Origin of the sequence: Bradyrhizobium sp. ISRA436 (assembly GCF_029910015.1) — a bacterium.
Lineage (GTDB): Bacteria > Pseudomonadota > Alphaproteobacteria > Rhizobiales > Xanthobacteraceae > Bradyrhizobium.
In genome coordinates this window covers 950214-973864 of record NZ_CP094519.1, presented here as the reverse complement: position 1 = coordinate 973864, position 23651 = coordinate 950214, and the positions used below count along the sequence as shown (strand labels likewise).

The 23651-nt window shown below is 64.2% G+C and carries 20 protein-coding genes and 1 pseudogene; 5 read left to right on the top strand and 16 right to left on the bottom strand.

Annotated elements, in window-relative coordinates:
• Window positions 1-14: 14 nt before the first annotated feature.
• Together MTX23_RS04575 and MTX23_RS04570 are read right to left on the bottom strand one after the other, a co-directional pair.
• Window positions 15-443: an OsmC family protein gene (locus MTX23_RS04575; protein ID WP_280975442.1), complete on the bottom strand. Its 429-nt coding sequence runs from the start codon at window positions 441-443 to the stop codon at window positions 15-17.
• An 86-nt stretch (window positions 444-529) separates the two neighbouring features.
• A complete protein-coding gene (locus MTX23_RS04570; protein ID WP_280975441.1) occupies window positions 530-1204 on the bottom strand; it encodes a TetR/AcrR family transcriptional regulator in 675 nt (224 codons plus the stop codon).
• Window positions 1205-1528: 324 nt separating this feature from the next.
• Here MTX23_RS04570 and MTX23_RS04565 point away from each other — a divergent pair, with 324 nt between their 5' ends.
• Entirely contained in the window at window positions 1529-2512 is a 984-nt protein-coding gene (locus tag MTX23_RS04565) for a phosphatase PAP2 family protein (RefSeq protein ID WP_280975440.1), read from the top strand.
• A 292-nt stretch (window positions 2513-2804) separates the two neighbouring features.
• A complete protein-coding gene (locus MTX23_RS04560) occupies window positions 2805-4310 on the top strand; it encodes a hypothetical protein (protein WP_280975439.1) in 1506 nt (501 codons plus the stop codon).
• A 103-nt stretch (window positions 4311-4413) separates the two neighbouring features.
• Here MTX23_RS04560 and MTX23_RS04555 read toward each other — a convergent pair whose 3' ends face one another.
• From MTX23_RS04555 to tolQ, 11 genes are all read right to left on the bottom strand, one after another.
• The gene (locus MTX23_RS04555) at window positions 4414-4833 is read right to left on the bottom strand and encodes a DUF3052 domain-containing protein (RefSeq protein ID WP_280975438.1); all 420 of its coding nucleotides are present in this window, start codon (window positions 4831-4833) and stop codon (window positions 4414-4416) included.
• A gap of 11 nt (window positions 4834-4844) precedes the next feature.
• Window positions 4845-6767 carry an ATP-dependent zinc metalloprotease FtsH gene (ftsH, locus tag MTX23_RS04550; protein WP_280975437.1) on the bottom strand — a complete coding sequence of 641 codons (1923 nt, stop codon included), beginning with the start codon at window positions 6765-6767 and terminating at the stop codon, window positions 4845-4847.
• A gap of 256 nt (window positions 6768-7023) precedes the next feature.
• Window positions 7024-8046 carry a tRNA lysidine(34) synthetase TilS gene (gene tilS / locus MTX23_RS04545; protein WP_280975436.1) on the bottom strand — a complete coding sequence of 341 codons (1023 nt, stop codon included), beginning with the start codon at window positions 8044-8046 and terminating at the stop codon, window positions 7024-7026.
• Window positions 8047-8098: 52 nt separating this feature from the next.
• Window positions 8099-9136, bottom strand: coding sequence for a tol-pal system protein YbgF (ybgF, locus tag MTX23_RS04540; protein WP_280975435.1), 1038 nt, complete (start codon window positions 9134-9136; stop codon window positions 8099-8101).
• 254 nt (window positions 9137-9390) lie between these two features.
• Window positions 9391-9885, bottom strand: a complete 495-nt coding sequence (gene pal, locus MTX23_RS04535) for a peptidoglycan-associated lipoprotein Pal (protein ID WP_280975434.1) — start codon at window positions 9883-9885, stop codon at window positions 9391-9393.
• A gap of 309 nt (window positions 9886-10194) precedes the next feature.
• Entirely contained in the window at window positions 10195-10929 is a 735-nt protein-coding gene (locus tag MTX23_RS04530) for a hypothetical protein (protein WP_280975432.1), read from the bottom strand.
• 150 nt (window positions 10930-11079) lie between these two features.
• A complete protein-coding gene (locus tag MTX23_RS04525) occupies window positions 11080-13416 on the bottom strand; it encodes an EAL domain-containing protein (protein ID WP_280977972.1) in 2337 nt (778 codons plus the stop codon).
• 181 nt (window positions 13417-13597) lie between these two features.
• Window positions 13598-14926, bottom strand: a complete 1329-nt coding sequence (tolB, locus tag MTX23_RS04520; protein ID WP_280975431.1) for a Tol-Pal system beta propeller repeat protein TolB — start codon at window positions 14924-14926, stop codon at window positions 13598-13600.
• A gap of 71 nt (window positions 14927-14997) precedes the next feature.
• Entirely contained in the window at window positions 14998-15930 is a 933-nt protein-coding gene (locus MTX23_RS04515) for a cell envelope integrity protein TolA (protein ID WP_280975430.1), read from the bottom strand.
• Between the two features lie 36 nt (window positions 15931-15966).
• Entirely contained in the window at window positions 15967-16440 is a 474-nt protein-coding gene (locus MTX23_RS04510; protein WP_280975429.1) for a biopolymer transporter ExbD, read from the bottom strand.
• A 34-nt stretch (window positions 16441-16474) separates the two neighbouring features.
• Entirely contained in the window at window positions 16475-17188 is a 714-nt protein-coding gene (gene tolQ / locus MTX23_RS04505; protein ID WP_280975428.1) for a protein TolQ, read from the bottom strand.
• A gap of 905 nt (window positions 17189-18093) precedes the next feature.
• Here tolQ and MTX23_RS04500 point away from each other — a divergent pair.
• Window positions 18094-19062: an IS481 family transposase gene (locus tag MTX23_RS04500; protein ID WP_280972290.1), complete on the top strand. Its 969-nt coding sequence runs from the start codon at window positions 18094-18096 to the stop codon at window positions 19060-19062.
• 229 nt (window positions 19063-19291) lie between these two features.
• Here the strand turns inward: MTX23_RS04500 and MTX23_RS04495 are convergent.
• Window positions 19292-20046: pseudogene (locus MTX23_RS04495) on the bottom strand (IS5 family transposase).
• Between the two features lie 273 nt (window positions 20047-20319).
• Entirely contained in the window at window positions 20320-20919 is a 600-nt protein-coding gene (locus MTX23_RS04490; protein ID WP_280975427.1) for a superoxide dismutase, read from the bottom strand.
• A 126-nt stretch (window positions 20920-21045) separates the two neighbouring features.
• Between MTX23_RS04490 and MTX23_RS04485 the strand changes: the two genes are divergently transcribed.
• Window positions 21046-21576, top strand: coding sequence for a GNAT family N-acetyltransferase (locus tag MTX23_RS04485; RefSeq protein ID WP_280975425.1), 531 nt, complete (start codon window positions 21046-21048; stop codon window positions 21574-21576).
• 241 nt (window positions 21577-21817) lie between these two features.
• Entirely contained in the window at window positions 21818-22261 is a 444-nt protein-coding gene (locus tag MTX23_RS04480) for a DUF2147 domain-containing protein (RefSeq protein WP_280975424.1), read from the top strand.
• Window positions 22262-22488: 227 nt separating this feature from the next.
• Here the strand turns inward: MTX23_RS04480 and MTX23_RS04475 are convergent, their stop codons facing one another.
• The gene (locus MTX23_RS04475; protein WP_280975423.1) at window positions 22489-23643 is read right to left on the bottom strand and encodes a DUF3095 domain-containing protein; all 1155 of its coding nucleotides are present in this window, start codon (window positions 23641-23643) and stop codon (window positions 22489-22491) included.
• Between the last annotated feature and the right edge of the window lie 8 nt (window positions 23644-23651).

Below are 23651 nucleotides of genomic sequence, written 5' to 3'. Positions count from 1 at the left end.
CGTGGGTGGACCGATCAGCCTTGCAACGTCGCGTCGAGTGCGATCTTGGTGTTGAGCAGTTTCGACACCGGACATCCGGCCTTTGCCTTGCCGGCAAGCTCCTGAAACTTCGCGTTGTCCGCACCCGGGATTTTCGCGGTCAGCGTCAGGTGCACCGAGGTGATGGCAAAGCCGTCGCCGACCTTTTCCAGCGCCACATCGGCCTTGGTCTCCATGTGCTCGGCCGTCAGCTTGGCTTCGCCCAGGATCAACGACAGGGCCATCGTGAAGCACGCGGCATGCGCCGCGCCGATCAGCTCTTCGGGGTTTGAGCCCGGCTTGCCCTCGAAGCGGCTGGCGAAGCCATAGGGATAGTCCGTCAGCGCGCCGCTCTTGGTCGAGATCGCGCCCTTGCCGTCCTTGATGCCGCCCTGCCATTTGGCCGAGCCATGGGTTGTCGTCATGCGTTGCTCCTAGAGGTTGGCCTTACCCAGCGCCCCGAAGCTACAACGCCGATGCGACAGAAAGTGTTCGCACCGCAGCCCCGATCTCAGGCCCCGACCAGCGCCTTGGCCGGCGTGGTCGCCTGCACCACGAGGCCACGGGCGCGCGCATCCATGACGCCGACCGCGCGCAGCGCGAGCAGGGTCACGGTCTGCACCGCATCGCGCAGCTTCACGGGATCGTCGAGATTGACCGGCGCCAGCGGACCGACAAGCGCCTCGTGCAGCGCGCCGAGCAGGGCCGTGGCCGCCAGGGCGGTGTCCTGGGCCGGCAGATGGCCGGCGCGCACCGCGGCGTCGATGCGCGTCGCAAGCTCGCCGGAAATGTCACGCCGGCAGGCCAAACGCGAGGCGGTGACGTCGACATCGACCGGCTCGGCAAGGATGCCCCAGGCGAGCTTGCGCTGCGACAACACGTGGACCGCGATGGTCGTCACCGCCGCCGCCAGCGCAGATGACGGCCCGGGCGCGGCATCCGCGGCGCGGCGGATTGCGGCGAGCTCATCACGCGACACATCCGCGATCAGTTCCGAGATCAGATCGGCCTTCGAGGGGAAATAGCGATAGACGGTCCCGGCCGCGACATTGGCGCGGACCGCGACCGGCGCGATCTGGACAGCCGCCATACCGCCGTCGGCCGCCGCGTCGCGCGCGGCGGACAGGATTGCGCTGCGCCGGGCAGCCAGCCGTTTCACGACTTGATGAGTGCGCCGATAGACCATGGCGTTGCCGTCCCCCCGACGTGCACCCGGCCGGCGCCCACCGGCAGAACGCACGCGTCTTCAAAGTCTTGAGCGATTGATCCCGCAATCGCCACAAGAAGTGAACAACAATTCAGACAGAAACACAAGGTGGAATTGTAAGGATTTTGCGACGGCCGGAATGCTCGTCAGGATTGCACAAGCGGCCGCTTCTGACGGCGGGCTGGCACCAATCGCCACACATTGTGGGCACGGGACCGAGTCATGAATCGAGATTGCGTACCGCCGTTATCCTCATTTTAAAGGAGGTCGGGGAATCTACCGCTCTCATCTCCGGGTGCGGTCATGACTGAATCGGACACCCGCCTTGCCTGGCGGCTCTTCAATCTCAACTGGATTCCGATTGCAGTGATGAGCAGCGTGCTGCTGCTCGCGGTGCTGTTTGCAGGCTTCTCGCTCGAGCCGGTCGCGTTCGGCGTGATGAGCGGCATGGCCGGCGAATTCGCGCTGATGGTCTATCTGTATTTCTGGGCGCGCGGATCGGCGGCCGATCCGAAACTGATTTTCGGCCTCGGCGCCATCGCCCAGTTGCTCTTGATCGTGACGATCATGGGACCGCTGACCTATGTGGCGCTCGCGCTCAACTGGCCGCTGCAGGATCACACCTTCCTCGCGATCGATCGCGCGATGGGTCTCGATCCCGAAGCGCTCCTCAGCTTCGTGAACGATCACGCATGGCTGATGAGCTCGCTCGTGACCGGATACGGATTCATCAAGTGGTTTCTGCTGGGCGTTCCCATCATCCTGGCGGCAACGCTGCGGCTGGTCAGGCTGCAGCAGTTCATCGCTGCGTTCAGCCTTGCATTGGCCGTCACGCTCGTGATTTCAGCGCTCGTGCCGGCCATCGGCACCTTCTACGGCTTGAACATCTCGCCCGCCGATTTCCCTTCCGTCCACACCAAGGTCTACGAGGCGCAGCTGCGTGACATCCTGGCGGTGCGTTCCGGCGTGCTCCGTCATCTCAAATTATTCGAGCTCGCGGGCGTCGTGTCATTCCCGAGCTTCCACGCCGCGTCCGCTGTGCTCTATTTGTGGGCGCTGTGGCCGGTGCGCGTGATTGGCATCGTGGCGGCCGCGATGAACGTGCTGATGATCGCATCGACGCCGGTGATCGGCGCGCATTACGTCATCGACGTGATCGCCGGGGTTCTGCTCGCGGTGATCTGCATCGCCGCGGCAAAGTACGCCACCGCCTTCCTCGACAGCCGCGCGCCTGTCGCCGAGCTCGGTTATGTCCCGCCGAGGCCCCTCGAAGCAGACGCGCGCTGACTGCAGCTGCTTACGAGTGTGGGACTGATCGTCCGCCATAGTAAATCGCGATCTAAAATGATCGTTCGATTTCGAACTATCTGCGCCGGCACAGCTCGCGATTTCCCGCGGTTCGGCCGATCCTTCGGCCACTTGTGCCGCGCATCGCGTGGCGCGCAGCCGATGAGCGCCTTCCCGCCCCGATCAAAGCCGCACAGGTCGAGCGCGGAGTTTACCCGAATTTATCGGAAACCATGATCCTGTAGGCGTGCGTCGTACCCGACCTTGTCCCCGGTTAAGCCAAGAAAAGCCCATGTCGATTTCCATCACCAGCAGCGTGACGAACCGCAGCATGGCCCGAGGGCTGGTGCCGCTCTGCGCCGGTGCAGGCGTCTATCTGTTCTTCCTGTTCGCGGGCGAAATCCTGCTGCGGGATTCCGACTCGATGTGGCAGATCAAGGTCGGACAATGGATTCTCGAACACGGTGCCGTGCCTTACACGGACGTGTTCTCGTTCACCAAGTATGGCGAAGCCTGGATCTCGAGCTCGTGGCTGTCGCAGGTCCTCCTTGCCATCACCTACGGGCCGGGAGACTGGGCCGGACCGGTGATCCTGTCCTCGATCGCGATTGGCGCGACCATCACGATCTTCCTCTATCTGCTGAGCCCGTATTTCGATTCGGCGCGTTCGATCCTGATCGCGGCGCTGGCGCTGCTGCAATCGGCGTCGCACTTCTTCGCGCGGCCGCACGTGCTGGCGCTGCCGTGCTTGCTGGCCTTTATCGGCGGGCTGATGTCGGCTGCCGACCGCCGCACGCATCCGTCATGGCTCCTGCTGCCGCTGATGACGCTGTGGGCCAACCTGCATGGCGGCTTCGTGCTCGGACTGGCGCTGATCGGACCGATCGGGCTCGAGGCGATCTGGAGCGCTGAGCCGAACCGCCGCATTCAGCTTGCCGTGCGCTGGGCACTGTTCGGCATCGCCGCGCTCGTCGCAAGCTGCGTGACGCCCTATGGCTGGGATACGCTGCTGGGCGCGTTCAGGATCCTCAGCCTCGGCAAGCTGCTGTCGCTGATCTGGGAATGGATGCCGGTCGACTTCAGCAAGTTCACCTTCTTCGAAGCCACGCTTCTGGCGCTGATCGGCGTCGCCTTCTATCGCAAGCTGACGCTCTCGGTGCCGCGGATCCTGCTGCTGGTCGGCCTGATCTGGATGGCGCTGACGCATGTCCGGAACATCGAGGTGTTCGCGTTGCTGGCGCCGCTCGTGCTGGCCAAGCCAATCGCTGAACAATGGGGAACCGCCGGCAACCGCACATCCGCCTTCGAGGAAACTCGATCGGCACCCCTCATCACCATCCTTGCTGCGATCGCGATCCTGATCGGAGGAACGGTGTCGACGAAGACCTTCGCCGCGCATCATCCCTTCCTTTTCAACCCGAGCGCCACTCCCGTCGCCGCGGTTGACCTGCTGCAAAAGCGCGGAGCCCAGCGCGTCTTCAGCACTGCGCCGTTCGGCGGCTATTTGGTCACCCGCGACATGAAGGTGTTCATCGACGGCCGCGCCGAGCTGTATGGCGAGCAATACGTGCTCGATTATTTCGATGCGACCGAAGCCCGCGACGTCGGTCAGATGCTGGGCCTGCTCGACAAATATCGGATCGACGCCACGCTGCTGAATGCAACGTCTCCCATGGGACACGCACTGGATCACGTGCAGGGCTGGAAGCGGATCTACAAAGATGACGTCGCGGTGATCCATGTCCGGTCGGACGAGGCGGCGGAAGGCGCACCGCCCGCCGCGGAGAAATCCAACTAGGGAGAAATCCAACTAGAATGCGATTGCGCGCCGTCCGAGGACGATGTGCGCTCTACGGCGATCCGTTCTCCCGGTCTGGAGGTCGCCGAACAGATCGCGGACGTTATTTTGGCGCCTTGCCCCGCTCCTTGACGGGAATCACGAATTTCAGCCCCGACCAGACCTCGTCCACGGCACAGACCTCGATGTCGACGAGACCGGCCGCAAGCGCGGTCTCGCGCACCGCTGTCTCAGTAAGGTCGGTCGCGACACCCGAACTCTTCTTGGGCCAGGACACCCAGATCGTGCCATCTGGCGCGATCGCCTGCCGGTAGCGGCTGAACTTGGCCGCAAGCCCCTTGGCCTCGGCCGCAAACAGATGCACGACGTCCAGCGGCCCCTTCGCGGTCTTCGCGATCCGCACATCGAGAGGCAATGCGTCGACGACGTCGGCATAGGCCGCGGGCAATCCGTCCACGAAAATACAAAAGCCCGGCTTGAGGCCGAGCTTCTGTACAACTGACTTGCCGGAGCAACCGGCCATGGCTGCGAGGCTTATGCCTGCGGCTGCGGCTCCATACCGGCGTCCGGATCGGGACGCGGGCGCGGCTTGCCGGCCGGCGGCACCGCCGACGCACGCGGCGTTGACGGCTCCAGCACCGACTCGCGATTGGGCTTCTTGCCCTTCAGGAGGTCGGTGATCTCTTCGCCAGTCAGCGTCTCGAACTCGAGCAGGCCCTTGGCCAGCGTCTCGAGATCGTCGTGCTTCTCGGTGAGGATGCGGGTCGCTTCCTTGTAGCCTTCCTCGACCAGACGCTTGATCTCGGAGTCGATCTTCTGGACGGTCGCCTCGGACGCGTTCTGCGTGCGCGAGACCGACATGCCCAAAAACACCTCGTCCTGATTCTCGCCATAGGAGACGGTGCCGAGCTCTTCCGACAGACCCCAGCGCGTCACCATCATGCGGGCAAGGCGGGTCGCCTGCTCGATGTCGGAGGCAGCGCCCGAGGTCACCTTGTCGCGGCCGAAGATCAATTCTTCAGCGACACGGCCACCCATCATGATCGCCAGACGCGACGTCATCTGCTCCAGCGACATCGACAGCTTGTCGCGCTCCGGCAGCTGCATCACCATGCCTAGCGCACGGCCGCGCGGAATGATGGTCGCCTTGTGGATCGGGTCGGTCGCGACGACGTTGAGGCCGACGATGGCGTGGCCGCCCTCGTGATAGGCCGTCAGCAACTTCTCTTCCTCGGTCATAACGAGCGACTTGCGCTCGGCACCCATCATCACCTTGTCCTTGGCCTCTTCGAACTCGGCCTGCGTCACCATCCGCTTGTTGCGGCGGGCGGCGGTCAGCGCGGCCTCGTTGACGAGGTTCATCAGGTCGGCGCCCGAGAAGCCGGGCGTGCCGCGCGCGATGGTCTTGAGGTTGATATCCGGCGCCAGCGGCACCTTGCGGACGTGAACCTTGAGGATCTGCTCGCGGCCAACGACGTCCGGGTTCGGCACCACGACCTGGCGGTCGAAGCGGCCGGGACGCAGCAGCGCGGGATCGAGCACATCGGGACGGTTGGTCGCCGCGATCAGGATCACGCCTTCATTGGCCTCGAAGCCGTCCATCTCGACCAGCAACTGGTTCAGCGTCTGCTCGCGCTCGTCATTGCCGCCGCCGAGACCGGCGCCGCGATGACGGCCGACCGCGTCGATTTCGTCGATGAAGATGATGCAGGGCGCGTTCTTCTTGGCCTGCTCGAACATGTCGCGGACACGGCTCGCGCCGACGCCGACGAACATCTCGACGAAGTCAGAGCCGGAGATGGTGAAGAACGGCACATTGGCTTCGCCCGCGACCGCGCGCGCGATCAGCGTCTTGCCGGTGCCGGGAGGACCGACCAGCAGCACGCCGCGCGGAATGCGTCCGCCGAGGCGCTGGAACTTGCCGGGGTCGCGGAGGAATTCGACGATCTCCTGCAGATCCTGCTTGGCCTCGTCGACGCCGGCGACATCCTCAAAGGTCACACGGCCATGCGCCTCGGTCAGCATCTTGGCGCGCGACTTGCCAAAGCCCATCGCCTTGCCGGCGCCGCCCTGCATCTGCCGCGAAAGGAAGATCCAGACGCCGATCAGCGCGATGAACGGCAACCAGGAGACGAGCAGCGACACGAACCACGGCACGTTGTCGCCCGGCGGCTTCGCGGTGATCGAGACCTTGGCGTCATAGAGACGCTTCACCAGGCTCGGGTCGCTCGGCGCATAGGTCTGGAAGCTGGAACCGTTGGTGAACGTGCCGTGAATCTCCGGTCCCTGGATCACGACGTCGCGGACGTGGCCCTGATCGACTTCAGTCAAAAGCTGCGAAAACGAGATGTCCTGTGAGGACGTGCGCTGGCCCGGATTCTGGAAAAGCGTGAACAACGCCAGCAGCAGCAAAACGATGATGACCCAGAGGGCGAAATTCCGCAGATTGGCGTTCATTGTGTTCCTTCGTGGTCGCGCGGATCGCGGCCTCTCCTATCCTTGGGCCGGCTCTGTGGGAATCCCCAGGGAATCCATCCCGTCGATGCATACAATCTAGGTGCCGCTGGGGTCGATGCCAAGGGAACCACGCATGACTATTTACCGCATCCTAGCGCAATTCCCGGTCAAATAATGGCGTGGAATCCGGTGTTTTTCGGGGGTGGTTGAGCCTCCCTGCCGGATTGTGACGACGATTGAAGCGATCGCCCCAGGGTCAGCGGGAGCGCGCGCCGCGGGGCGGCGCCGGCTCGACCCGGATCCGGCCGCTGGCCACGCTGATGACCGCCCCGGCGAGGGTCTGTTTCAGCCTGGCTCCGCGTTGCGCCACCGCATGATCCACAGCCGCAAGCAAGGTTTCGATCTTGCCAAGTTCGGCGCGCCCTTCATGTCCGGTCCGATCGATGGCGCGCTTCAGGAGGCGCAGGCGAATCTCCTCAGGCATCGCGGCAAACAGGGCGGCATCGAAGCCCGGGCGGGAAGTATCTTGCTCCTTCAACGCGAGATAGCGCTCGGCGCCGTCGACCAGCACCTCAACGGCGGCATTGGCGCGTGCAAGTCGGGCCGCGAGTCGTGCCAGGCTCCTCGCATCGCCACCCTCCTCCGCCAGCGCCGGCATCAGTGCGCGCAGCCGCGGGCGCGTGAATGCGGGATCGCGATTGGTCGGATCGTCCGCGAAACCAATGCGCGCCTTGTTCAGCGTTGCAATCAACCGCGCCTTGGAAATATCGAGCAAGGGCCGCGTCAACCGAACCCCTTCGCGCTCGGTCTCGCGGACCATCGCCGACAGACCGGCGATGCCGCTACCACGCAACATCCGCATCAGGAGCGTCTCGGCCTGATCGTCGCGGGTATGCGCGGTCAGGACATGCGTGGCACCGTACTTGCGCGCAGCCTGCGCCAGCAGCCGATAGCGGGCCGCGCGGGCCGCCGCCGGCACGCCGGTTCTCGGCTTGGGTCCGGTCCAGCGCAACGTGCTGTGGGGCAGGTCGAGGCTTTGAGCCAGCCGTTTGACGTCGCGGGCCTCGCGGGCGGCTTCGGGGCGCAGGCCGTGATCGACGGTGACGGCAATCAGCCGCGGCCCGCGCGAGAGCCCGCGGCGCCAGCGTGCGGCGAGCCACATCAGCGCGACGGAATCAGGACCGCCGGACACCGCGAGCACGATCGCAGGCGCCGACGCAAGGCCCGCGAACAGGCGTTTGGCGTCCCTTGCCGGAATGGCGGATTCGTCGTCGGGCATCGCAGGACCAGCATTTCGCAAGAAGGCCGGATGCGGCCTCCCCAAAGCTGGTTTAGCACTTCACCCGTTTTTGCTCACGATCGACAGCGGCCTTCACGCCGCCGGATGCCCGCGGATATTTGCGCGTCACTTCGCCGAACGCGGCGCAGGCGGCTTCCTTTTCCTTGAGCGCCGCGAGCGACTGGCCGAGCCTCAGCAGCGCGTCCGGCGCCTTGGCCGACTTGTCGTACTTGGTCGTGACGCCGAGGAAGGTCTCGGCGGCGTCCCGATATTGCTGGCGCTGGAAATAGCTTTCGCCGAGCCAATATTGTGAATCCGCGACCAGCGGGTCGCTCGGATATTTCCGGACGAAATTCTTCATGGTCTCTTCGGCGAGCGCGTAGTCCTTGCGCTGCATGTAGCCGATGCCGAGGTCGAACTCGTCCTTCGGCGTGGCCGATGGCGGCAGCGTGGTCAGGCCTGCGCCGACACCGGGGGGGCGCTGCGGGCTCGTATTGCCGAGATCGAGCGGCTCGCCCGCACCGCGGCCGCCGGGAGCACCAATCCCGGCATCGCTGGACATCGGCAACTGACCGCCGCCCAGCGCGCGCGGCGCGCCCGGGGCGTTCGGGTTCTGGCTGGGATCGAAGGCATCGCCGCGGCCGCGACGGCCGGGAGCCGCAGCCGGCGTCGGCTCCTGCACGATCGGCGCTGGAGCGGCGATTTGCGGCTGCTGCTCATAACCGCCCTGCCGCCCGTATCCGGGCTGCGACTGGCCGTAACCCTGCTGCGGCTGCCCATAGCCGGGCTGAGCCTGTGGATAGGCCTGCGGCTGCTGTGCCGGCGGCACCGCCGCGACGCTCGGCTGCGCCGCAGGCTGTCCGGGCGCGCCCGGCGGCTGACCGCCGAGCTGGCGCAGCCGCTCCTCGAGCTGGCGGTTGCGGTACTGCAACTCCTCGTTCTGCCCGGTCAGTTGCCGGAGCTGATTCTCGAGCCGCTCGATCCGCATCTCGGCGTCGGCATCGTCGGATTGTGCAAGAGCTGGAACGGAAACGGCGAGCAGCGCCGCGATCGCCGCGGCGGAAGGAAGAAAATGCAGTCTGGATGACATTTTGCCCTGACGACGATATCGACGTGAAAAGCGAGCCACATTGAGGGACGGAGTGCGCCGGAATTGTGACTGGCCCTTCAAATCCCAGGCCGCGTCACAAGGCTAAGGTTTAGTGCCGGCGCCGGAACAAGCAAGCGGGCAATTCGCCCAACGTCGTTCATCAAGCTGACAGCGCGCTGACAAGGCTGTCGCGCGCCGCGAAAGAAAAACCGGCGCCCGAAGGCGCCGGTTGAAACATTGGCCGAGGCGTTTGCTCAGGAGCTTGCGTTGAGCACGGTGACGGCGCGGCGGTTCTGCGACCAGCATGAGATGTCGTTGCAGACCGCGACCGGGCGCTCCTTGCCGTAGGAGATGGTGCGCATGCGGCTCGGGTCGATGCCGCGCGAGACCAGATAGGCACGGACCGACTGGGCCCGACGGGCACCGAGCGCGATGTTGTATTCGCGGGTGCCGCGCTCGTCCGCGTGGCCTTCGATGGTGAAGGAATAGCGATTGTAGGTCTGCAACCACTGCGCCTGCTTGTCGAGGGTCGCGATCGCCTGCGGGCTCAGATCGGTCTGGTCGCTATCGAAAAATACGCGGTCGCCGACATTGACCACGAAATCCTGCTGACTGCCCGGGGTCGCGGCGCTCGCCATCGCTCCATCGGCGCCCAGCCCGTTCTTGTTGGCGCAGGCACCCATCGACAGCGCCACCGCCAGAACCGCCGCCAGCTTCATACCCTGGAGGATACGCATCTGATGTTTCATTCCGGAGCCTCCACGCTCACGCTCTTCGTACTGTCATCCGATCTACAGGGCGATGGTTAAGCGAACGTTCCGTCAACCTTGACGAGACCTTGCCGGACCGCATCAAATGCCAGCTAATGGCGGAAAGCGCCCCCGATGGTTAATGGGTGGCAAATGTGGCGCGACGGTGAAGAGAAGGCAAGGTCGGCCGGAACCAACCGTTTCTACAGGCAATTTCGTGCCCGCTAGTTGCCGAACGGCGACAGGTCGTGGCGATTCGCGCTGGCGAAGCAGTCCAAACGAGATCGACTTCTGCCGGCTGATTCCCGGTCAGGAATTCGGGACGATCGAGGGACGTTCGAACTTGGCGATGGTCGCCTGCCGAGGCACGTGGTGTTCCCGCTCGAACAGCATGCGGCGCTCGAATGCCGACGAGCGCATCATCGGGTAACGGTCGAACACCTTGTCGCGCATGGTCTGGAAGTCCGACGCCATCAGGCCGACCGGCTTGAGCAGGCCCGGGAACAGGCGCGGCTCGGCGATGGTCTCATGGAAGAAGACGCGACGGTAGAACGCCTGGTGCTCGGGGCGAACGATCGCGAGCCCCAGATCGGCGTTGAAATATTCGCAGGCCATATAGGCCAGGCGCACCGTGACATAGGGCAGTTCCGGCGAACGCCGGGCCCGGTCGGGGTCCGCCACGAAACGCGCCGGATCAATAATGACCTCTCCGCGGTCGAGCTTCGGATGCAGGATCTCGCCGAAAGCCTCGGCCGAGCAGGACTCGCGCCATTCCGGCGTCAGCACGCTGATGCGGACCGAACTGCACAGCTCGGCATCGAGATAGACACCGAAGGTCCAGGAGTTCTCCAGGTCGTCATACTGATCGGTGACGCGCTGCTCCGCCGACTCCTTGACTGCGCCCTCCCGCAGATAGGCGCGGTAGCGGAGATTGTAGATCTCTTCTTTTTCCGCCCGCGTTTGGGCGAGACGATAGTCGACGTGGTCGAGTAGTTCGGATCCCCTCACGAAAGCAACCGGAGACGCTGCGACGGGGGATCTCATGTATTACTCCGCTTCCAACAACTTCTGCGAGCCGATGGAAATCTTAACAGCCTCTTAACGAAATTGCAAAGCATTGACAGTGTTAGGGTTAATCCCGGTCAAGGAGTTTCGCACCCGCGTCCGGCAGCGCTGCTGCCCGCCCGGAAGGCTTCAGGCGATCGATCGTGACGGCAGGGGAATCAGCTTCTCGTCGGGCGAGCGGCGGCCGTGCGAGGCGTTCAAGAGCTGCCTGATCCGCACGGCGGGAACCGGCCGGCTGAACAGATAGCCCTGCGCCTCGGTGACCGCGCCATCAGCGCTGATCAATTCGAGCTGGTCGTTGGTCTCGATGCCCTCGACCACCACGGACATGCCGAGATCAGCGGAGAGTCGCGCCACGCCACGCAGCAGCGTCAGCGGTCGATCGCTGTCGATGCCTTCGAGGAAGGAACGGTCGATCTTGACCTTCTGCAACGGGAAGTTGTGCAAATAGCTCAGTGACGAGTAGCCGGTGCCGAAATCGTCGAGGGAGATCCGCACGCCGAGCGTCCGCAACTGCGACAACAGGTCGTGGGTGAGCTGAGTGTTGTGCAGCAGCGAGGATTCGGTGATCTCGATCTCCAGCCGGTGCGCCGGCAGGCCCGAGACCTCGAGCGCATAACGCACCTCGCTCACCACGTCGCGCTGGTGGAACTGCTGCGGCGAGAAGTTGACGGCGACGCTGACCGCCTCCGGCCACTTCATGCATTCCATGCAGGCCTTGCGCAGGATCCAGCGGCCGAGGTCGACGATCAGGCCCATGTCCTCGGCAACCGGAATGATGTCGACAGGCGAGACCGCGCCGCGCACCGGATGGTTCCAGCGCAGCAGCGCCTCGCAGGTGCTCACCTTGCCGGTCCTCAGGTTGATCAGCGGCTGATAGAACAGCTCGAACTCCTCGTTGGCGAGCGCCTTGCGCAGGTCGAGCTCGAGGATGCGCCGCGCCTCGACGGTTTGCGCCATCTCATCGCGGAAGAAGCAGAAGGTGCCGCGGCCGTCGGCCTTGGCGCGGTAGAGCGCCATATCGGCGTTCTTGAGCAGGGTGTCGGCGCCGACACCGGGCGCGGTCATCGCGATGCCGACGCTGGCGCCAATTTCGACCAGATGGTTGTCGATCTTGTAGCGCTCGCTGAGGCGGTCGACGATGCGACGCGCGAGTGCGGCGGCATCCTCGTGCGAATGGATGTTCTGCTGGAACACGACGAACTCGTCGCCGCCGAACCGCGCCACGAAGTCCTCCGGACGCAGCATCTCGCGCAGCCGGTCGGCAACCGCGCACAGCAGCTGGTCGCCGCAGGGATGGCCGAGCGTATCATTGACCTGCTTGAACTGGTCGAGGTCCACGAACAGCAGCGCCGAGCGCTGCTCGCTGCCGTACCGGGTCGCAAGCAGGCGGCCGATTTCGTCGCGGAAATTGACGCGGTTGGGCAGTTGGGTCAGCTCGTCATAGCGCGCCAGGTGGCTGATCCTGGCCTCGGCGGTCTTGCGCTCGGTGATGTCCTCGACCAGCACAACGGTGCCGCCGCGGCTCATCGGCTGGAAGGTCCATGACAGCGCGCGGCTCTTGCTCGCATCGGGATCGTTGGTGACGATCTCGCCGACCTGCGAGCTCTCGATCTCGGACAGAATCTGCTTCGCCGTCGCGGCGGAGATCGATCCGGACAGGACGCAGGCATTGCAGATGTCGGATGCGCTCGCGCTGCGCTGCACGAAATCATCAGACAGTTCCATCATCGCGATGAAGCGGTGGTTCATCACCGCCAGGCGTCCGTCGGACCGGAACATGCACAGCCCGTGCGGCATATTGTTCAATGCGGTGTCGAACTGGTGCGCCAGCGCCGCCTCGCGGAAGCTCGAGGTCAGCGCCTTGACGAAGATCGCGTGCAGGCTGAGATTGATGCCCTTCAGGCCGAGGAAGAACAGGCCCAGCAGGATCGCCAGGCCGATGTAGTAGACATCGCCGTGCATCGCCAAGGCGATCGACATCGGAGCGCAGGCGACCAGCACGTGGAGCTGGAGCAGCCGCGGCCGCCCGTAATTGCGCGCCGCCCCGCCCGCGGTATAGCCCACCGTCACCGCGACGCAGAGCATGTGGGCGATTGCATCGTCGCTGCCGAGGATGGTGATGAAGCACCAGGCGCCCAGCACCGCGGCATAGACGATCGCGCCGACCGAATAGCGCGGCGCCCAGACCTTGGCCTCCTCGTAGGTCAGCCCGCCGCCCTGCCCCTCGTCGTATTTGCGCATCTGGATCGCGCGCGCCGTGCCGATGGCGATGATCAGGAAGGCGAACGGCCACAGCAGCAAGTTGCCGGTCTTCAGCGCGGTCATCACGGCGGCGGTCGCCGTGCACACGCTGCCGAGGAACATCGCCCAGAAATTCTGGCGCATCGAATCGACGAGCGCAGCGTAGAGCACCGGCTCCAGCTCGTCCTGGTTGCCCCGTTTTTTCTGATCCACCAACTGCATCGGCAGCGTACGCATCCTCTTCGGCTGCGTAGTTCTAACGGCCGCAGATGAAGTCTTTCTGAGCGAAGATCGTTAGTGAGTCGTTGTCGCGTTCAGTGCACGACGGAAATCTGCCTTAGATATCAGTACGCTAGACAACAGTTGCCGGGCGATGCCGGGGATCCCGGCAGCGCCCGCGCTGTCATGACAACAGCGGCGACCAGGCGGGGTCGGAGGCGAAGCCCGGCGTGGGCACCCGCAGCTCGTTGCGGCCGGACACGTCGACGGTGAACAGCGACGGTCCACTGTTACCGCCGGGGTCGCGGAAGAACATCACCACGCGCCCGTTCGGCGCAAAGGTCGGCCCCTCATTGTGGAAACCCGACGTCAGGATGCGCTCGCCAGAACCGTCGGTCTTCATGATGCCGATCGCGAACTGCCCGCCGCCCTGCTTGGTGAAGGCGATGTAGTCGCCGCGCGGCGACCAGACCGGCGTCGAGTAGGTGCCGTCGCCGAACGAGATGCGCTGCGCCTGGCCGCCGGTGGCCGGCATCACGTAGATCTGCGGCTTGCCGCCGCGATCGGATTCGAAGCAGAGCCGCGAGCCGTCGGGCGCGTAGGACGGCGAGGTGTCGATCGCCGGCGTATCGGTCAGCCGCGTCATCGCCTTCGAGCGCAAATCCATGACGAACAGGTTGGAGTTGCCGCCCTGCTGCAAGCTCATGATGATGCGCTGACCGTCCGGCGAGAAGCGCGGCGAGAACGACATGCCGGGGAAATTGCCGACGATCTCGCGCTGGCCGGTTTCGATGTTGAGCAGGTAGACGCGCGGTTCACCCTGCCCGAACTCCATATAGGTGATCTCCTGGGTCGATGGCGAGAACCGCGGCGTGATCACCAGATCCGCACCCCGGGTCAGGTAGCGCACATTGGCGCCGTCCTGGTCCATCAGCGCCAGCCGCTTGACGCGGTGCTGCGCGGCGCCGCTTTCGTCGACGAACACGATGCGGGTGTCGAAATAGCCCTTCTCGCCGGTCATCCGCTCGTAGATCTGATCGGAGATTATGTGGGCGATGCGCCGCCAGTATTCGGCCGACGTGTCGTATTGCTGGCCGGCGAGCTGCTGGCCGGTGTTGACGTCCCAGAGACGGAATTCCGCCTTCACGCGCCCGTTGGCCTGGCGCGTCATGCGCCCGGTCACCAGCGCCTGCGCGTTGATGCTCTTCCAGTTGTTGAAGTTCGGTGCCGCGTCGATGTTGATCGACTTCTCGAGATAGGCGGCCTGATCAATCGGCGCGAACAATCCGCTGCGCTTCAGATTGTTGGTGATGACCTGCGTCACCCCGACGCCGACCTCGGTGTCGCCGGGCGTGCCGGCTGCGAAATTCGGAATCGCGATCGGCACCGGCGCGAAGTCGCCCTCGGGGATCGTGATGCGCTTCTGTGCGAAGGCGGCGCCGCCGCTTCCAGCCAGCGCACCGAGCGCGGCTATTCCGGAAATCATCTGGCGGCGGTTCAGGCGAAACGTCATTGCACGCAAATCTTTTGTGTCGGTCATTGTGGGTAGGCTTTGTTTGCTATCGGCCAAGCGCCGCGGTGGCCTCAGGTCTTTCGCTCTGTGAACACCGGCGCAAAATACTTCCATTCATCGAAATAGGCCGCCGGCAGATTGTACGGCTGGCATTCGATGATCGCCCGCAGCGCGCTCTCCTGGTAGACGCGCAGATAAGGCGTCGCCGGGTTGCCTTCCGGCACCGGCATTCCTTCGAGCGTGCCATCGCGCTTCAGCTTGATCGAGAACACGGCTTCGGTTTGCTGCGCCTCGAGGCCACCATAGGGCTTCTTCCAGCAGCGCTCGACCTGCTGCTTGAACATCGCGCCCCAGGTCGCGGAATTGTCGGCGGCCTTGCCCTTCGACGTGCCGAGCGCGGCGTTGGAATTGAGCGTTTCGCCGGTGATCGAGGCGCGCGTCGGATCGCGCTTGTCGAGCAGCGCCGCGATCTTGCTCTGATCGAACACGCGCTCCTTCGGCTTTTGCTCCGGCGGCGGCTTGGCGGCATGCTGAACCGGCTTCGGCGGCGGCTTCTTCTCTTCCTTCTTGATCGCTTCCGCAATCGGGTCGGGCTTCACTGGGTCGGGCTTCTTCTCGACCGGCTTCGGCTCTTCCTTCGGCTTGTTCTCGACCTTCTTCGGCGGATCCGGTTTCTTCTCTTCCGGCTTTTCCACCTTCGGCGTCGGCGCCGGCGCGGTGTCGGTCACGACCGGCGCCTTCTTGTCATCGATCTTGCCGACGGCGTCGTCGACCGGCTTGGCCTCGGCGACCTTCTCGACCAGCGGCTTGGGATTGTCCTTCTTGCCGTCCTTCTGGCCGGCCATGACGTGGGAGAGCTGGTCGGACGAGATCACGTCGACGGCCACAGTGTCTTCTTCCGGCATCACGAACGCCTTGGTCGAAAACGACACCAGGCCCCACCCGATCACGAGGACGTGCAGGGCAATCGACGCCGCCAGTGTCTTGTCGACCTTGACCTTCAATTCAGGCTTCCCCGTGCCGCTTGCCGGACATGAAGTTTAAGTGCCCCCTTCCGGGATGATGACGATGTTCGCCTTGAACCCGGCGGTCCGGATCTCCCCGAGCAACTTCATCATATCAGTGTAACAAACGTCCTTGTCGCCGCGCAGATAGACCACGCTTTCGGCGTCTGATCGGGTTTCCCGGATCGCCTTGATCTTGGGCAGCAGGTCGGTCGCTGCGATCGGCGCATCGCCGAGATAGAGCTCGATGTTCGAGTTGCAACCGCCGCCAGTGCGCTTGACCGACAGCGTCAGCGGTGGCTGGTTCGACGAGATCGACTTGCCGCCGCTTGCGACCGGCAGGTCGATATCGATGTTCGACGTCATCAGCGGCGCCGCCACCATGAAGATGATCAGGAGCACCAGCATCACGTCGACCATCGGCGTGACGTTGATCTCGGCCATCACCGGCTTGCGCCCGCCGCGGCGGCGTCCGCCGCCGCCGGATGACCCTGCCATGCTCATCGCCATGATCGTGCGCCCGCAAATGTGATCATCGTCTGTCTCAGCCGCGCTCGTCGATCTGGCGCGACAGGATGGCGGAGAACTCGTCGGCGAACCCCTCCAGGCGCTGGGCCTGCCGGTTCACCTCGGAGGTGAACTTATTGTAGAAAATAGTCGCCGGAATTGCGGCGATTAGACCAATTGCTGTAGCAAACAGCGCTTCGGCGATGCCGGGCGCCACTACGGCCAAAGAGGTATTTTTCGACGCTGCGATCGACTGGAAGCTCGACATGATGCCCCAGACGGTGCCGAACAGGCCGACAAACGGGCCCGCCGAGCCGACGGTGGCCAGCACCAATAGCCGCCGCTCCAGCCGCTCCACTTCCCGGGCGATCGAGACGTTCATGACCTTGTCGATCCGCGCCTGGAGGCCGGCAAAGGAGCGCGACTGGCTCTCGAAGGAGCGCTTCCACTCCCGCATCGCGGCCACGAAACAGGCGGCCATCGACTGGGTCGGCTTGGCCGACAGCGCCCGGTAAAGCTCCTCGATCGACTGGCCGGACCAGAAAGCCTGCTCGAACCGGTCCATCGAGCGCTTGGTGCGGGCATAAAGCAGGACCTTGTCGATCGCGATGGCCCAAACCCAGACCGAACAGGACAGAAGTCCCAGCATCACGCATTTGACTACCCAATGGGCCTGCCAAAACAGCGCGATCAGCGACACATCGCTCGATGCCAGGGGCAGAGCTGATTGAGCCACGTCGGCGGGATTCATCGGCAATATCCTCTCAACGCAAGTGTCCCCAATAGGCGGTCCGCAAATCGGCACCGGTTTCACGGCCACGCGCCGGGCGCGGCAAAACTGCGCGAGAGCCTTTTACATCTGTCGCATGGGGGGCCCGTCCAAAGCCGGGCCCTGCTTCCCCTGCCAACATGTCAAAACGAGGGCTTTTCGCGCGGCATTCCGACCCTAACCAAACGCTAATCATGGTTAAGGGGAGGTTACCAAAGGGAGATTCGAAGGCGGGAAATGGCGCCGGATGAGCCGGTTGCCGGGTTCCCGGGGGTGGCCGGTGCGGGTCGCGCTGGATACAGTCCCCGCTGCCGCCGGTCCCCACAGGGTCGTCCCGACGCCTGCCGGAACCCACACTCCGCGGCGGGATTGCCGGCGGGCCTCTCCGCTCGTCGTCCTGAACCACCGCAGTTGCTGGTGAACACGATTCCGGCCCCAGGGTCGCGCAATAATCAATATTTGGTGTGATGGGTCCTGGCTTTCGCCAGGACGACGCCGAGTGTGTTGCGCGTTTTGTGGCTCACACATCCGCATTCTCGCGACGGGAATCGTCCGAGCTTTGCTCTTCGATTCGCCCTCTCTTGATCAGAGGGCGCAGGGAAAGCCGGGTGCCGATCGCACCCATGGGCCCGGTGCAACAAAAAAAGCACCGGGGTAGGACCACAGGTGAAACCGGAGCAATCCCGGCTTTCCCTGCGCGATGGTTTTATGGCTTATACGTGCTCTCCCCGGCGAGACTGGGCTTTGTTGTCACCGTCCTTGCAAAAGCGCTTCGCGCTTTGCAAGGAGACACCTGCCACTAGGTGTGAGCTTTCAGGAGGTTGTCCATCTGGTCTGAACCGAGGAAGCTGAGGCTGCGACGCTTCAGGGTTCCCCGGAGAGACCAGATGAACATCCACAAGAATGCGCCTTTGACGCCAAAAGGTCGAGCGGCGATGGCGCGGAGCGTGATCGAGAGCGGCCTGACGAAGGCCGCCGCCGCGCGCCAATTCAATGTTACGGCGAAGACAGTCGCCAAATGGGTCAAGCGCTTCCGCGCAGAAGGCGTCGATGGTTTGCAGGATCGGTCCTCACGGCCGCATTCCTTGCCAAGCCAAACCCCGGCCGCCACATGCGCCGCTGTCGAGACGTTCCGCCGGCAGCGCCACACCGGCAAGCAGATCGCGCGCGAGGTCGGGGTCTCAGCAGCAACCGTCAGCCGGATCCTGCGCCGGCTCGGTTTGAACCGGCTGGCTGCGCTGGAGCCGGCTGAGCCGATCCGGCGCTATGAGCGCCAGCATCCTGGTGAGCTGATCCACATCGACATCAAAAAGCTCGGCAAGTTCAATCGGATCGGCCATCGGATCACCGGCGATCGACGTGGGGCGAGCAACCTGCGTTCTCGCCGTCAAGGACCAGGTTGGGAATACGTCCATGTTTGCATCGACGATGCGTCGCGGATCGCCTTCAGCCAGGTCATGAAGAACGCGCGAAAGGGCTGTGCCGTCGCCTTCCTCAAGGCGGCGGTGGCCTACTACGTGAGCCTGGGCGTGAAGGTCGAGCGCGTCATGACCGACAACGGCGCGTGCTACAAATCCGCCGCCTTCCGAAAGGCATGTCAGCGCCTCGGCCTCAAGCACATCCGCACCAAGCCCTATACGCCCAAAACCAATGGCAAGGCCGAACGCTTCATTCAGACCAGCCTGCGAGAATGGGCCTACGCGCAGGCCTACAACACCTCAACAGAAAGAGCCGCGGAGCTGCCACGATGGCTTCACCGCTACAACTGGCATCGTCCTCATGGCAGTATCGGCTCAAAGCCGCCGATCAGCAGGCTCGGATTAACCGGGAACAACCTCTTGAGGCTCCACAACTAGGGCGTCAGGCCTGCACGACTTCACCGTCCGCCTCACGCGCACTCGTCAGTTGCGCACTCGGCGTCCACCGCATCTCACACCGCGTTCGTGACGATCGCGATCCGCCCCTCATCGGGTGAGACGGGTGGATCATAGACTGAGTTGCCCTTCCGAAAAACAGAAATATTTTTGCGTGAGGGTCTTGCGCCGTCGGGCAACTCAGTGATTGCGCCTTAAGGTCCGGACTCAATCAGGTCCACCAAATGATAGCGGCAGCAAGATTGACGGCCGAGAGGAAGTTTCTGGCGAGCTTGTCATAGCGGGTTGCAATGCGCCGCCAGTCCTTGAGCCTGCAAAACATGCGCTCGACGAGGTTGCGCCGCTTGTATGCGGCGCGGTCGAACGGATGGAAGCGTTTTCGGGTGGGATTGTTTGGGATGACCGGGGTTGTTCCCCGTTCGATGAGGAATTGCCGCAGTTCGTTCGCGTCATAGGCCGTGTCGGCCGCACAGCAACGCGGTGGTGGCAGAGAGCTGAGCAGGGGCAGCGCCGCGCGGATGTCACCACGCTGACCTGGCGTTACTTCGAGCGCGATGGCGCGTCCGAGACTGTCGCAGACGGCGTGGATCTTGGTGGTCCTGCCACCGCGGGAACGACCGATGGCCTGAGCCTCCGCCCCCCTTTTCCACCGGCCGCCGCACGGTGCGCCTTGGCGGTCGTGGAATCGATGGCCTGGAAGTCGTCATCGGGCGACAGGCCCCGAAGTGCTTCGAACAGATTGCGCCAGACCTCGCGCCGCGACCAGCGGTTCCAGCGATTGTAGACGGTCGTGTAAGGGCCGAACACTGCCGGGCAATCGCGCCAGCGGCAGCCGGACTTCAACACATGGATGATGCCACTGATCACGCGGCGATCATCGACTCGACGAGCGCCGGGCTGATTTTGCGGCAGCAAGGGCTCGATTGCTGCCCACTGCCGATCATTCAACCAAAACTCGCCCGCCATGATCCAAGCCCCGCAAATGCAGAGCTTGAATCATATCTCCACGTAAAATTATACATCTGATTGAGTACAAACCTTAGGGCGGCACCGTCAGGCGGGGGCGTCGGCGCGAATGAAATCAGCGGCAGGGCGGCCTCACAGGCTCTCCACTGAAAGACTGCTCGTGTTGAGAGATGACCCTTCCCCGGTTCGCACTCCGCTTCGCTGCATGCGAATCGACCCTCCCCTTTCGGGGGAGGGTCGAGAAAGCCGTAGAGGAATGACGACCAAGCGCGATCAGCCGGCCTTGCCGAGCAACTCGTCGACGTAATCCCAGTTGATGAGGTTGTCGACGAAGGCCTTCAGATAGTCCGGACGGCGGTTGCGGTAGTCGATGTAGTAGGAGTGCTCCCAGACGTCGACGCCCAGGATCGGGATCGCGCCGTGGACCAGCGGGTTTTCACCGTTCGGCGTCTTGGCAACTTCGAGCTTTCCGCCCTTGACCTGCAACCAGGCCCAGCCGGAGCCGAACTGGCCGGCGCCGGCGGCGGCGAAGTCGGCCTTGAACTTCTCGAAGCCGCCGAGGTCCTCGTTGATCTTCTTCTCCAGCCGGCCAGGCAGCTTGCTGCCACCGCCATTGGGCTTCATCCACTTCCAGAAGTGGATGTGGTTGTAGTGCTGACCGGCATTGTTGAAGACGGCGGCGTTCTTGCCGAACGAGCTCTTCACGATCTCCTCGAGGGACTTGCCTTCAAATTCGGTCCCCTTGATCGCGTTGTTGCCGTTCGTGACGTAGGCCTGATGATGCTTGTCGTGGTGAAACTCCAACGTTTCCTTGGACATATAGGGTGCGAGGGCGTCGTGGGCGTAGGGCAGATCGGGTAGCGTGAAGGTCATGGGGTAATGTCCAACAGTGGTGGGAGACTACACTTAACGGGTCCCCCTTATAGAAGGTTCCAACGCGGAGAAACACCGCATTTTCGGATCGTGTATGACAGATCGGCAGAGCCGGGGACCGGAGATATGAGCATCGAGATCGACGTTCTCAACGGGGATGCGTCATGGCAGCGCGCCGAGCCGCTGCACCGGGCGGTGTGGGGCCGCCATGTCGTGGAAGCGCAACCATGGGCGCATATCGAATGGGCTCACGCGGATTTGCGCGTGCTGATCGACGCGCCCGATGACGGCGGGCTTGCCTGCCATGTCGGCATCTACTTCCGGACCATCACCTGGAATCGCCACAAGGTCCATGTCGGCGGCATCGGCGGGGTCGCGACCCGCCAGGACTGCCGGCGACGCGGCTATGCGAGCCTCGCCATCGACGCCGCCGTGCACACCATGCGCGCCAACGACGCGGTAAAATTCGCGATCCTGTTCTGCGAGCCGCACAACTTCGCCTTCTACGAGGCGCGCGGCTGGCACCCCTTCACCGGCGAAGTGTATTGCGAGCAGCCCTCCGGGCAAATCCGCTTCGAGGCGATGACGCCGTTCGTCTACGACATCGTCCGCGCCCCGCGCGAAGGCAAGATTGACCTATGCGGTCTGCCCTGGTGATCCCTGCGTCGGCGGCGGTGGTTCGCATCGGGCGCAGCTCGATCATCCATCGACCGTAGGCGGCTGGCTGCCTCCGGCGCGCCGGCGTGGACGCTGTTCGCGCTGGTCGGCGGTGCCGTGGTGGCCTCGCCACGATCGTAACGATCAAGCTAACCTGTTGGGGCGATTGATCGCGCGAATATGACATTGCAGAAATCTTTCGACTTGCTATGCAGGCCGGCCGCTTGGGGAATGAAAAATCATGGCCTGCAGACTTGGACTTGTGACCGCAATCCTTGCGGTGGGTATCGTCGTGCCTGCCGCGCACGCAGAGAGCGTCGCTGAGCCGACCGGCATCTGGCAGACCCAGGCCGGCGATGCCCGGGTCAAGATCAGCAAGTGCGGCGGCGGAATCTGCGGCGTGGTGGTGAGCCTGCGCGAGCCGATCGATCCGATGACCGGCAAGCCACAGGTCGACAACAAGAACCCGAACCCGTCGCTGGCCAGCCGGCCGATCATCGGGCTGCCGCTGTTCTCCGGCATGCACCCCGTCGCGTCAGGCAAATGGTCGGGGCAGATCTACAATGCCGACGACGGCGGCACCTACGCCAGCAGCATCACGGTGACCGGCGAGAACACGCTGCGCGTCGAAGGCTGCGTCGGCGCGCTCTGCGGCGGCGAGACCTGGACCAAGGTGGGACGGTAGGCCGCGCCACCGATCTCCAGAGCGAGATTGGATCGAACAGCAACCGCGGAGGGACTGCGCCCCTCTCCCGCTTGCGGGGGAGGGCTGGGGTGGGGGCTCTCTCCACGAATCATATTTTGGAGAGAACCCCCAGCCGTCGCGCTTCGCGCGCCGACCTAAGAGCGAGTTCCGCTCGTCTCGGCCCCGCAAGCGGGAGAGGTGTAGCGAGTTTGCGGCCCGATCGAATCCTACACCGCACGCGCCTTCAGCGCGGTCGCGGCGGTGGCGTAGCCGCCGCGGGCGCCGTCGATGAAATGGACGTGATCGGAACGCATCACCGACGGTGTGAAGCAGGTCATCATCGCGGCATCCTGGCGGTGCAGGCCGTAGCGCACGACGCCTTGAGCGGCCGCGGCGGCAAGGCGCTGCTCGAGCTCGGTCGCGAGGTCGGGTGTGCAGTCGAGGATCATGCGCAGACCATCGTCATATTTGCGGAAGTCTGAATTCTCGACCACCTGCTGCAGATAGAGCTTCGGCACGAACTTGCCGACCTTGATGCCGAGGCGAAACACGACAAAGGCCCAGAACGCAAAACCCAGCACGAGGGCGCGCTGCATCGCGAGCGGGCCGCCGCGCCGCCTGGCGCGCGCTTCGTACTCCATCCCTTGCGGCGGGAAGCGCAGCGGCGGGCCGCTTTCCGGCACCGGCCGTCCGGCCTCGGGACTTTTCTCGACCCGCACGACGATGTCCTCGATCACCTTGCGGAAGGCGGCCGGATCGGCGCCCCTTGCCGGCATCACCAGCACCGACAGGATGACGCCGCGGGCCGAGGCGATCTCCTCGAACCGGCAGGACAGGCCGGACAAATCGGGCTGTATGCCCGGCGGCGCCGGGTCGACGGCGAATTCGCCGCGCTTCATCGCGGCGTCGGCGAAGGCCAGCCCGCCGCCGGAGAACATCGCATAGGACAGATTGGCCGACGGCCCGAAACGCGCGACGCGAACATCGGCGCCCGCCGCACGGATCGCCGCGACCGGCACCAGCGCGACGCGCATCACGAGATCGAGATCGTCGCGGACCCAGCGCGCGGTTGCCGCCAGCGCCTCGCGCGCCTTGTCGCGATCGGCGGGTGCGACCGCGAAGCTCGCGCCATCGCCGCCGAACACGAAGGGAAATTCGCGGCCCTCCAGCGCATTGGTAACGGAGGCGATCACGGAGGCTCCGGCCATGTTGACCGCCTTGTAACGCTGCGCCGCGATCGCCTTGGTGGATTCCACGATGTCGGCGACCCCCACGGTCCAGTCGTCGGGCAAAGGCGCATACAGCGCAGGGTCCATCAGCCGCGTGAAGCCACGGAACACCGGGATGCTGCCGTAGAAAACCTCGCTGCCGTCAGTCGCCATGGCTCCGG